The organism is Paucilactobacillus wasatchensis (assembly GCF_000876205.1).
GTDB classification, from domain to species: domain Bacteria; phylum Bacillota; class Bacilli; order Lactobacillales; family Lactobacillaceae; genus Paucilactobacillus; species Paucilactobacillus wasatchensis.
In genome coordinates this window covers 1-11,850 of the sequence record NZ_AWTT01000051.1, presented here as the reverse complement: position 1 = coordinate 11,850, position 11,850 = coordinate 1, and the positions used below count along the sequence as shown (strand labels likewise).

The following is an 11,850-nucleotide window of genomic DNA, read 5'->3' as shown; positions in this document are numbered from 1 at the left end:
AAAAAATGAGTCATCATGATATTTTAATCATGGTGACTCATTTTTTAATTCTCGATTTTATTGAAAACAGTAGCAAAAGGTTAAATGTTATGTGATATAATTATTGCAATTAATTTTTTTATCTAATGATATTTTAATCAGAAATGAGTGTTTTAAGTGAGTGGATCACAATGTTAATGAAAAAATTTCGGTATTTGGACTATTACTTAGTCATTCCATACCTGCTACTATGTTTGATTGGCATTGTCATGGTGTATTCGGCTAGTGCTGATATTGCTAGTCAAAATGGTGGGTCGCCCACCGCATATTTGATTAAACAAACCATCTATGTGGTTATGGGCTTAATAGTTGTCTGGTTCATGATGTCGATAAATATTAAAATCTTGCAGAACCCACGTTTTTTAATTTTATTTGCAGCAGTTCAATTTGGAGCATTGTTGTTTGTTAAATTGTTTGGTCAGGCAGTTAATGGTGCCCAGGGATGGATTAATTTGGGTGTTATTAACATTCAACCAACAGAGGTTTGTAAAGTATTTTTAATTCTGTATCTTGCTCGCATGTTATCACAACACGAAAACAAAATTTCAACCGATTTTTTTAGTTCAGTTGGTGGACCATTGTTTCTGTCATTTCTGTTTGTACTGCTAATCCTAATCCAACCCGATCTGGGTGGTGCAGCAATCAATGGTGCAATTATTATGATTATGATTTTAGCCAGTGGTATTTCCTGGAAGAAAGGCGTTGTGGCCATTTTTTCGATTATTTTCGGTTTTATCCTGGTGTTGCTGCCGTTGCTAAGTCGAATTGCACAAAGCGGTGCAATTAAAAGTTATCAACTGCAACGCATCATTGCCTTTGTTAATCCGTTTGGCACTGCACAAGGGGCAGGAAGTCAGCTTGTTAATTCCTACTATGCTCTTAGTAATGGTGGTGTCTTTGGCGTTGGCCTGGGCAATAGTATTCAAAAAATGGGTTATTTACCTGAGCCCAATACAGATTTTATTATGGCGGTAATTGGCGAAGAATTGGGATTATTGTGTGTTGTCTTGATCATGTGTTTATTGGCAATTATTGTTGCGCGGACGATTTGGTTAGGTGTCCGGGCTAACGATGCCTATTCGGCATTAGTTTGTTACGGGGTAGCAACTTTTATTACGATTCAGACCCTGTTCAATATTGGTGGGGTGACTGGGTTGTTACCAATCACAGGCGTTACATTTCCATTTATTAGTTACGGAGGATCTAGTATGTTGGTGTTGTGTGCGGCATTAGGTTGTGTGCTCAATATTAGTGTTCGTCAGGCTAGTGGACGGGAGCTAGCAGTACTTTAATTTGGATGGAGGAATTGTAATGAAGAGAGTTATGGTAGCTAATCGTGGTGAAATTTCAACCCGCATTTTTCGGGCGATCCACGAATTAAAAATGACAGCGGTTGCGATTTATGCCAAAGAAGATGAATATTCGGAACACCGTTTTAAAGCTGATGAGGCCTATCTAATTGGCGCTGGTGAGCAACCCATCGCTGCCTATTTGGATATTGAAGATATTATCCGAGTAGCCAAGGAACATAATATTGACGCAATTCATCCAGGGTATGGCTTTTTATCTGAAAATGCCCAATTTGCCAAGCGTTGTGGTGAAGAGGGAATTACGTTTATTGGTCCCAAAGTGGAGCATTTGGAAATGTTTGGTGATAAGATTGCCGCCAAAAGAGCAGCTAAGGAAGCAAATGTTCCCATTATTCCAGGTACTGAACAGCCAGTGGAAACAATTGAAGCGGCTAAGAAAAGTGCCTCTAAAATTGGCTATCCGATTTTTGTTAAAGCAGCGATGGGTGGCGGTGGCCGTGGAATGCGGATCGTTAAGCATGAAGCAGATTTAATTGAGGCTTATAATCGCGCTCAAAGTGAAGCTAGCCAGTCGTTTGGTGATAGTGAGATCTATTTAGAGAAGTATTTAGCGAGTCCTAAACACATTGAAGTTCAAATTTTAGCTGATCAAAATGGTAACGTGATGCACTTGTTTGAACGAGATTGTTCTGTCCAACGACGCAATCAAAAGGTGATTGAAATTGCGCCAGCTGTCGCATTACCAGTTGAACTAAGACAGAAAATTTGTGCCGCCGCTGTTCGTTTTATGCAGCATGTTCATTATTTGAATGCCGCCACGGTTGAATTCTTGGTTGAAGGGGATCAGTTTTATTTTATCGAAGTGAATCCACGAGTGCAGGTTGAACATACCATCACCGAAATGATCACTGGTTTTGACATCGTTCAGGCTCAAATCTTGATTGCTCAAGGATGTGATTTGCATAAAGAAATCAATCTACCAACTCAAGATCAATTGAACTACCATGGTGCTGCAATTCAAGCACGGGTAACGACTGAGGATCCAGCGAATAACTTTATGCCTGACACTGGTAAAATTTCAACGTACATTTCTCCCGGTGGTAATGGGGTGCGGTTAGATGGTGGTAATTCATTTACTGGTTCAGTAATTACGCCGTACTTTGATTCGCTGCTTGTAAAGGCCATTGTGGTGGCAGACACGTTTGAAGAAGCGTGCGATAAAATGTTACGAGTCCTGAATGAGTTTACGATTCGTGGTGTTAAAACGAATTTAGAATTCATGAAAAATGTGATCGCCCATCCTGTTTTTGAGGCAGGAAAGGCCACCACTACTTTTATTGACGAGACACCAGAACTATTTAATTTCCGGCATAATGCAGATCGGCGCAGTCGATTGTTAAATTACATTGCTAATACGACTATTAATGGTTTTCCTGGCGTTAGTCGAGAGAAAAAATACTATCCTGAGTTTAAATATGCAGAAAAATTCGAACCGATAAACCCTGAATTAGTCACCGCCAAAGATGTTTTGGAAAAATCCGGACCAGATGGAGTGGTGGAATGGTTGAAACAGCAACAACCAGTTTTGCTTACAGATACCACAATGCGAGATGCTCATCAAAGTTTGTTTGCTACCAGAATGCGCACCAAAGACATGGTGACAATTGCACCTAAATTACAGCAAGCACTGCCTGAACTTTTTTCTTATGAGATGTGGGGCGGAGCTACATTTGACGTTGCATATCGCTTCTTAGGTGAAGATCCATGGATGCGTTTGCGTCAATTACGTCAGTTGATTCCACGGACGTTAACGCAAATGTTGTTCCGCGGTTCTAATGCGGTCGGTTACCAAAACTATCCTGATAATGTTTTAAAAGCGTTCATTGATCGAGCAGCATCTGAAGGAATGGACGTTTTCCGGATTTTTGATAGTTTGAACTGGGTTGAGCAAATGGAAAAGAGCATTCAGTATGTTCGGGATAATAACAAAATTGCGGAAGCAACAATGTGTTATACTGGCGACATTTTAGATCCAGACAAGACTAAATATAACTTGAAGTATTACACAGATTTAGCTAAAGAATTACAAGCTGCTGGTGCTCATATGATTGCGATCAAAGATATGGCTGGCTTACTGAAGCCACAAGCAGCATATCGCCTGGTTTCTACACTCAAAGATACTGTGGATTTGCCCATTCACTTGCATACACATGATACAACTGGTAACGGTATTTACACTTATGCACAAGCTGTTAAAGCAGGGGTTGATGTGGTTGATGTTGCGTCAAGCTCGATGTCTGGTACAACTTCACAGCCAAGCATGGGCAGTTTGTACTATGCGTTGCAAGATACAAAGCGCCAACCAACTGTTGACATTAAAAATGTTGAAGCAGTGGATCGTTACTGGAAATCAGTGCGGCCATATTACCAACAATTTTCTAATAAAATGGTCGGACCTCAGACGGATATTTATCAAACAGAAATGCCTGGCGGTCAATATTCTAACCTGCAACAACAGGCTAATGCATTGCGGTTAGGCGATCGGTTTGAAGAAGTAAAAAAAGTTTATCGACAAGTTAACCTTATGTTTGGTGACATTATTAAGGTGACACCTTCATCGAAGGTTGTCGGTGACATGGCATTGTTCATGGTGCAGCACGATTTGACCCCTGAGGACGTTGAAGAACAAGGTGATCAATTAGATTTTCCTGATTCTGTGGTTGAATTCTTCATGGGCGATATCGGTCAACCGTCTGGTGGCTTCCCGAAAAAACTGCAACAAATTGTTCTCAAAGGGAAAAAGCCATTAACTGTCCGACCGGGTAGTTTGGCTAAACCAGTTGATTTTGATGCCATGAAACAAGAGCTGGCAACTAAATTAGGGCGATCAGTGAACGAAGATGAAGTGATTAGTTACGTGCTTTATCCAAAGGTTTTTCTGGACTACACTGATATGCAATCAAAATATGGTCCAGTATCACTGTTAGACACACCGACATTTTTCCAAGGAATGCGATTAGGTGAACGAGTTGATATCGAATTATCTAGTGGCAATTCAATGATCGTATCCTTGAATGAAGTTGGAGAACCGGATGAAGATGGACAACGAATTCTTTATTTTGACATCAATGGGCATGCGCGGGAAGTGAAAACTGCCGATTTAAGTGTGCATAAAACGGTTTCCAAAAAACGCAAGGCAGAACCTAGCAAATCTGGTGAAATTGGTGCAACGATGAGTGGCTCAGTCCTGAAAGTCATTGTTGCTAAGGGTGATAAAGTTGCCAAAGGTGATCCAATCGTGGTGACAGAAGCCATGAAGATGGAAACAACAATTCAAGCACCGGTTGCTGGTACAGTTACCAAGATTCATGTGGCTGCTGGAGATGTGATTGATTCCAATGATTTATTGATTGAAATTGAATAGTTAAAATAAATGCTAAATTAAGATGGTCGTGGGAGATAAATTCCGCGGCTATTTTTCATAAGCAGATTAACCGAAAGTTTGGTACAATGGACAGCATACTAAAGAACAAATGAGATGATAAATTGGCATTCGAAATAAAAGCACGACAAGCTTTAATTGTCTATGTGAATAATTTGCGTTCGATCCGACAATTGCGCCGCTATGGTGTTGTTGAATATGTATCTAAAAAAATGCGGTACGTTGTTTTATATACAGACCAGGCGGATATTAAGCAAGCTCATCAAAGTGTGAGTCAATTAAAATTTGTCAAAAAAGTGCTATATTCCAATTGGCCGTTAGTTGATCCAAATATGTCCGATTTAAAGACAGCGGGGATCTATAATCAAGAAATTGATAAGGATGATCGATAAATGAGAGTGGTGGCAGGAGAGTTTGGTGGTCGTAAGTTAAAAGCTGTTCCCGGTAGTGCAACGAGACCAACGACAGATAAAGTTAAAGAAGCATTGTTCAACATTATTGGACCATACTTTGATGGTGGTAATAGCCTTGATTTATATGGTGGTAGTGGTGGCCTTAGCATTGAAGCAGTCTCGCGGGGGATCCAAACGGCAGTGTTAATTGATCACCATTACCAAGCAATTAAAACGATCAAAGATAACGTCGCTGTGACTAAGCAAGCTCAACGATTTGAAATCTATAAACAAGATGCACAAAAAGCGCTAAATTTGTTGGCTGATCGAAAGTATCAATTTAACTTAGTTTTTTTGGATCCGCCATATGCACAACAAAAAATTGAATCCGATTTAGTACGGATGAGTGAACTGAAATTATTGAGTGATCGGGCACTAATTATTGCTGAAACAGATCAAAATGCACACCTAGCAGAGCAAGTGCCTGGATTTGAGTTTGTGAAACGTCAGGATTATGGCATTACAGTATTAACAATCTATCGATTTATGAAGGGAAATGAATAAGATGAAGGTAGCAGTTTTTGCAGGTAGTTTTGATCCATTGACCCTCGGACACATGGACTTGATTAAGCGTGGCAGTCAGTTATTTGATCAACTGGCCGTTGCCGTAATGGTAAATGTTAGTAAGAATCCAATTTTTACAATTGAAGAACGAGTGCAACAAATCAAAGAGGCCGTTGTCCCTTATGATAATGTCTCTGTGATTACTGCAAATGAATTGACAGTCAACCTGATGGATAGAATGGGAGCTGATTATTTATTACGGGGGTTGCGGAACGAAAATGATTTTCAATATGAACGGGATATTGCAGCCATGAATCAGCACCTAGACAATCAAGTAGAAACTATTTTTATGTTAGCTGATCCGAAGTATCAACATCTTTCTAGTAGCTTGCTCAAAGAGGTTGCTAGGTTTGGTGGGGATGTATCTGCATACTTACCAGGGCAGATTGCTAAACAGTTAACAGAAAAGTTACGGAGAGATTAGTGTGAAGGGTCATATGAGTAAACGATTCAAAAAAATTGCATTGATTATTATTGGCGTGTTAGTAGTTTTGATCATGCTATTTTTGCCATTGAATAGTTATATTGAAAGTCCCGGCGAGGCTGATGGTTTAAAGTCGTATGTGCATATTAAAAATCATCCAGATAAAGCAACTGGCAGTTATATGATTACGTCAGTTTATCTGCAGCGAGCGAGACCGGTAACGTATCTATGGGCATTAATTAATCCGCATGCCTCAATCGAAAGCGCTAGCTCGGTTACAGGTGGTCAAAGCGATAGTACGTATAATAAGGTGCAGAACTTTTATATGCAAAGTGCAATCAATGAATCGATTGCTACCGCATATAAAGCAGCTGGTAAACAATTCACCAAAAAATACTTGGGTATTTATGTGTTGCAAGTGCAATCCAATTCTAAATTTAAGCAAGCAATTAAAGTGGGCGACACAATTACTAAAGTGAATGGACATCATTTTAATACAGCTCAAGGTTATCAACAATATTTAAGCAAGAAAACGGTTGGCGACAAGGTTACCGTTACTTATTTGCATAACGGTAAGCAGCGACAAAGTACACATCCGTTAGTTAAACTAAGCACTAACAAAACTGGAATTGGAATTATTTTAACAGACAATGTTAAGGTAACAACTAAGATCCCGGTTAAAGTGACGCCAGGTGAATTAGGCGGGCCTTCTGGTGGCTTAATGTTTAGTTTGCAGATTTATGATCAACTAGTGAAAACTAATTTGCGAGATGGACGCAAAATTGCCGGTACCGGTACAATTAATCCGGATGGCAGTGTTGGGGAAATCGGTGGGATTGATAAGAAAGTGATCGCAGCTAAAAAGGCTGGTGCGACCGTTTTTCTAGCGCCGTACATCAAGCCAACTAAAACTATATTAAAATATGAAGAACAACACAAAACCAATTATCAATTGGCCAAAGCAACTGCAAAAAAATATGCACCGGGGATGAAGGTTGTCCCAGTGAAAACATATAGTGATGCAGTTAAATATCTTGAAAAATAACAGCCAAACCAGTCAGTTTAAATTTGACTGGTTTTTTTAGTGATTATTAATCTCGCAGTCCGTATGTTCTAATTAGGAGGTTAATAAAATGGAATGGCTAAAATTAATGTGGGAAGATTATCGTAAATATTGTTTATTAGTTTTATGCGGGGTAATTTGTTTAATTGGCTTTGTTACTCAAAAAAAAGTTGCACAACCAGCCGCACAAACACAAATGGATGCCAGCTTTTCTACTGGTAAACGAGCAAAACCCACCCAGGCTAGTGCCAGTTCTAAATTAATGTACGTTGATGTTAAAGGAGCCGTAAATCGACCGGGGGTGTATGCATTAAAATCTGGGCTAAGAATTCAAGATGCATTGACTAAAGCAGGTGGTGTGAATGCCAACGCGGACATCAATCACGTTAATATGGCGCAACAGGTGAATGATCAACAGGTAGTTTATGTTCCTGTGAAGGGCGAAGTAACCACACCAATTGGTAGTAGTGCGGCGCAAGGTGACAGCACTACTGACACAAGTGGCCCGATTGTCAATTTGAATACTGCTACTAAGGAACAATTAATGGAAATTACTGGGGTTGGAGATAAAAAAGCCGATATGATTTTACAGTATCGCCAGGAGCACGGACAGTTTAAGTCAGTCGATGATCTAAAGGATGTGAGTGGTTTTGGCGACAAGTCGGTTGCAAATATTAAGGATCAATTAGCGGTTTAGATTTAATGGATGTTTGCTATACTAAGAGTGGAAAAGAGGGTGACAAAGATGGTTGAAAAAAGAATTGATTGGGACCAATATTTTATGATTCAAGCTGTCTTACTGGCTTCACGTAGTACATGTAAACGATTATCTGTTGGGGCCACAATTGTGAGAGATAAGCGCATTATTGCTGGTGGTTACAACGGTTCGGTGTCTGGTGACGAACATTGCATTGATTCAGATTGTTATCTGGTAGACGGGCACTGTGTGCGTACAATTCACGCTGAAATGAATGCCATTTTACAATGCGCTAAGTTTGGTGTTTCAACAGATGGTGCAAGCGTATATGTGACTGATTTTCCATGCTTACAGTGTACTAAAATGTTGTTACAAGCTGGCATCACACAGATCAATTATTTGCGTAACTATCACAATGATGAGTACGCAATGAAACTCTTAAAGTTAAAACAAATTACATTAAAACATATCGAATTGGATCATAATATTTTGCAGGAAACCAGGTTAGATCAATATTTAGCTTAATGGTTAATCATTAAACGATTTTATTTTTTTCCAACTCTAGGTTCGGCATTAATTGCTGGAATTATTTTAGGACAAAAACCAATTTTAGTAGTTGGTCTAATCTGGCTTATTATTAGAGTAATTGTCCTTAAGCGACCAATTGTAATGTGGTGGACTGTGAGTCTGACAATTATGTTTGGTGTTTTTTGCTGCCAATTTCAGACTAACATCAAGCGATTAAGCGTAACAAAACAACAGTCAGTTACAACTGCCCTGCAAGTTTATCCGGATCAGATCAAAATCAATGGTGATCAATATCAATTTATTGGTAAAGATCTCTCAACTAAACAATTAGTGCAGGTATATGGTCGTTTGGAATCACCACAAGAGCAACAAAAATTATTGGCGATGCAGGAATGTAGTCGATGGCAAATTGATGGTCAAATTGAACCCATTGCCATTGCTACTAATGTTAATCAATTTGATGCACGGCACTATTCGTGGACGCGGCATATTTATAATCAGATCACAATCAATCACGTTAAATCTGTGAGCTTAGCAAAAATTAGTGGTGGCGCAACCTTTATTAATTGGTGTCACGAGGTCCGGTGTGCATTAATGCAATATTTTGCCACGATGCCTAAAATGCTCAAAATTTATTGTAATAGCTTAATTATTGGCAATTCGGCCGCTGAATTTTCCACGGTAATGGTTGGAATCAAACAACTTGGGTTAATTCACCTTTTTTGTATTTCCGGGATGCATGTCGTTTTGTTTGTTGATTTATTAAAACGTACCTTGATTTATTGTCATTTGAATAAAGAAACAATTAACTGGTTATTGATTATTATCCTGCCAGTTTATTTAATTATTGGTGGTGGCTCCACTAGTCTTATTCGGGCAACTTTAATGACGGAATTGACGTTGGTGGGTCAGATCAAATGGTTAAAATTGCAACGATTGGATATATGGAGCCTCAGCCTATTGGGTGGACTAATTTATCAGCCGTTAGTGTTATTGACATTGGGTGGGCAACTGAGCTACTTACTTGCATTGATGCTTCAATTTTTACCAGCTAATGGAAATAAGTTAGTTGGTGCCGTGTTACTTAATTTGATTGGTTTGCCATCGATATTATCTTTTATTTTTGAGTGGCATTGTTTGAGTTTGTTTGCGAGTTATTTAATGATTCCATTTTTTGCCACGGTGATTTTCCCAGTGGTAATTATCAGTAGTGTTGTATATCGTTGGCTCCCTGTTGTTGGTCAAATTGTTAATTATGGTCTTCAGCTGTTTCAATCGCTGGTTGACTGGGTGAGCCAGTGGCCCGGACTGATCCATTTTGGTAAACCGCCAACTATCGGAGCGTGGATATTATTTCTATTAACTCTGTCCGTTTTTTTGATGCCACAAAACAAGAAACGGTGGTTGGTTTTATTGATTGGCTATTGTATGATATTTATGTTAATTCATTTGCCACTCAGTGGTGAAGTTACGTTCTTTGATATTGGCCAAGGTGATAGTTTTTTAATTCGTGAACCATTTAATCGACGAATTACAATGATTGATACTGGCGGACAATTGCAGTTTGCCAAACCAAAATGGGCGCGGCAGACCTTTAGTAGTGATAAAGCTACTAAAACTAGTATTAACTATTTGAAGAGTCGTGGCATTAGCAAAATCGATACACTTAACTTAAGCCATCAGGATACTGACCACATAGGCTTTAGCACATCGGTACTGACCAATCTGCGGGTCAAACAAATTACGTTTCCTAAGGGGATGGAACAACAAGCAAATTTTAAAAAGAAGGTACTACCGTTAGCATTGAAACAGCACACTAAGTTAACACCAGTCACAGATCAATCGCTCGTGGCGGATCTGCCATTACAAGTGGTGCATCCATTTACAAAGGGGCATGGAGCTAATGAAGATTCGGTTGCTTTGTATGGACAATTTGGGGGAACTTCATTTTTATTTATGGGTGATTTAGATCGGACGGGTGAAAAAGCAATTTTAACGAAATATCCGAATTTAACAGTTGACGTATTAAAATTAGGTCATCACGGTAGTAAAACGGCGTCCGATCCAGCATTTATTAAAAAATTAGGGCCACGAACGGCAATAGTGTCCGCTGGCCGAATGAATCGCTATGGTCATCCTAACCAGGAGACATTAACAACTATGAAACAAAATGGAGTAGCGGTGGTATCCACCCAAAAATTTGGCATGATTAGCTATCAGTATGATTTATTTAATCATTGTAAGTGGTCAACAAAGCTGAAAGGTGATGAGTTGGAGTGGATGTTACAGCCTTAAAAAAGCAACTTAATCAAAATGCACCGGCCAACGTTTATTTGGTATTAGGAACACAGGACATTTTGCGGCAGCAGGCGCGCCATTTGTTTAACCAGCTGATTCCGGCAGACCAACAGGTGATGAATGTTGGCAGCTATGATATGGAAGTAACGCCACTGGCAGTGGCGTTGGATGATGCAGTGTCGGCTCCTTTTTTTGGTGAACGACGGTTAGTGATCATCACTAAGCCCTATTTTTTGACAGGTGAACAGGCTAATCACAAAATTGAACATGATGTTGATAGCTTGTTGGAGTACCTAATGCACCCCCAGCCTGAGACCGTGTTAGTGCTCTTTGCACCATATGAAAAATTAGATGGTAGAAAAAAAGTAGTAAAGCAATTAAAACAAGTGGCTGTTGAGATCAGTGCGGCACCACTGTCCGAAAAACAAGCACGGCAAAATGTATTGCAACAAGTTAAACATGATGGTTATGAATTTGAAAGTTGGGCTATCGATGAACTGGTGCAACGAACCAATGCAGATTATGGCCTAATGGTGAATTCAATAAACAAGTTAGAATTATTTGGGTTTCAGGCCAAACAAATAACAACGGCAGGGGTTGTCGGGCTAGTTCCACAATCACTTGATCAAAATGTGTTTGATTTAGTGAATGCTGTGTTAAAGCACGATCAAGAAAAGGCTGTACAACACTACCAAGATTTAATTGGTAGTGCCGAACAGCCATTAAGAATTAATGCTGTTTTAGTGGGGCAGTTTAGATTATTAATCCAAGTGAAGGTACTCACTCATCACGGTTTAAGTCAAGGTGGGTTAGCGCAAGCGCTGAAAGTTCACCCTTATCGGGTTAAACTAGCATTACAAACTGTCAGATCATTTTCATTATCAGTGTTACAGCAAGCTTTTCTAGGGTTGGTTGAGGTTGAGCAACAATTAAAAACAACTCAACGGGAACCACAATTATTATTTGAGCTATTTATGCTCAAATATGACCGCGAAGTAAGTTAGTATTGGTAATTAAAAATGCTCGAACCAAA

General features: G+C 39.4%; 10 protein-coding genes. All 10 read left to right on the top strand.

Annotated elements, in window-relative coordinates; all coding sequences use genetic code 11:
- Window positions 1-176: 176 nt before the first annotated feature.
- The 10 genes from WDC_RS08230 to holA all read left to right on the top strand — a co-directional run bounded on the left by WDC_RS08230 (window position 177) and on the right by holA (window position 11,821).
- On the top strand, window positions 177-1,331 hold the full coding sequence (locus WDC_RS08230) for an FtsW/RodA/SpoVE family cell cycle protein (RefSeq protein ID WP_052497837.1): 1,155 nt from the start codon (window positions 177-179) through the stop codon (window positions 1,329-1,331).
- A 19-nt stretch (window positions 1,332-1,350) separates the two neighbouring features.
- Window positions 1,351-4,773 (top strand): pyruvate carboxylase, encoded by a 3,423-nt coding sequence (locus WDC_RS08225; protein WP_044011379.1) that lies wholly within the window; start codon window positions 1,351-1,353, stop codon window positions 4,771-4,773.
- A 122-nt stretch (window positions 4,774-4,895) separates the two neighbouring features.
- Complete coding sequence (locus tag WDC_RS08220) at window positions 4,896-5,183, top strand: YlbG family protein (protein ID WP_044011378.1); 288 nt, start codon at window positions 4,896-4,898, stop codon at window positions 5,181-5,183.
- Window positions 5,184-5,747, top strand: a complete 564-nt coding sequence (rsmD, locus tag WDC_RS08215; protein ID WP_044011377.1) for a 16S rRNA (guanine(966)-N(2))-methyltransferase RsmD — start codon at window positions 5,184-5,186, stop codon at window positions 5,745-5,747.
- A gap of 1 nt (window position 5,748) precedes the next feature.
- Window positions 5,749-6,231 carry a pantetheine-phosphate adenylyltransferase gene (gene coaD / locus WDC_RS08210; RefSeq protein WP_044011376.1) on the top strand — a complete coding sequence of 161 codons (483 nt, stop codon included), beginning with the start codon at window positions 5,749-5,751 and terminating at the stop codon, window positions 6,229-6,231.
- Between the two features lie 13 nt (window positions 6,232-6,244).
- Complete coding sequence (locus WDC_RS08205; RefSeq protein ID WP_044011381.1) at window positions 6,245-7,276, top strand: SepM family pheromone-processing serine protease; 1,032 nt, start codon at window positions 6,245-6,247, stop codon at window positions 7,274-7,276.
- Window positions 7,277-7,364: 88 nt separating this feature from the next.
- Complete coding sequence (locus WDC_RS08200) at window positions 7,365-7,991, top strand: helix-hairpin-helix domain-containing protein (RefSeq protein ID WP_044011375.1); 627 nt, start codon at window positions 7,365-7,367, stop codon at window positions 7,989-7,991.
- Window positions 7,992-8,039: 48 nt separating this feature from the next.
- Window positions 8,040-8,516 carry a ComE operon protein 2 gene (locus WDC_RS08195; protein WP_044011374.1) on the top strand — a complete coding sequence of 159 codons (477 nt, stop codon included), beginning with the start codon at window positions 8,040-8,042 and terminating at the stop codon, window positions 8,514-8,516.
- A gap of 6 nt (window positions 8,517-8,522) precedes the next feature.
- Complete coding sequence (locus WDC_RS08190; protein ID WP_082040966.1) at window positions 8,523-10,814, top strand: DNA internalization-related competence protein ComEC/Rec2; 2,292 nt, start codon at window positions 8,523-8,525, stop codon at window positions 10,812-10,814.
- Window positions 10,796-11,821 carry a DNA polymerase III subunit delta gene (gene holA / locus WDC_RS08185; protein ID WP_044011372.1) on the top strand — a complete coding sequence of 342 codons (1,026 nt, stop codon included), beginning with the start codon at window positions 10,796-10,798 and terminating at the stop codon, window positions 11,819-11,821. The genes WDC_RS08190 and holA overlap by 19 nt, the downstream gene beginning before the upstream one ends.
- Window positions 11,822-11,850 lie beyond the last annotated feature (29 nt).

Coding starts and splice junctions, on each gene's coding strand:
- WDC_RS08200 (WP_044011375.1), top strand. CDS start 7,365: ATGGAATGGCTAAAATTAATGTGGGAAGATTATCGTAAATATTGTTTA.
- WDC_RS08195 (WP_044011374.1), top strand. CDS start 8,040: ATGGTTGAAAAAAGAATTGATTGGGACCAATATTTTATGATTCAAGCT.
- WDC_RS08205 (WP_044011381.1), top strand. CDS start 6,245: ATGAGTAAACGATTCAAAAAAATTGCATTGATTATTATTGGCGTGTTA.
- coaD (WP_044011376.1), top strand. CDS start 5,749: ATGAAGGTAGCAGTTTTTGCAGGTAGTTTTGATCCATTGACCCTCGGA.
- WDC_RS08225 (WP_044011379.1), top strand. CDS start 1,351: ATGAAGAGAGTTATGGTAGCTAATCGTGGTGAAATTTCAACCCGCATT.
- rsmD (WP_044011377.1), top strand. CDS start 5,184: ATGAGAGTGGTGGCAGGAGAGTTTGGTGGTCGTAAGTTAAAAGCTGTT.
- WDC_RS08230 (WP_052497837.1), top strand. CDS start 177: ATGAAAAAATTTCGGTATTTGGACTATTACTTAGTCATTCCATACCTG.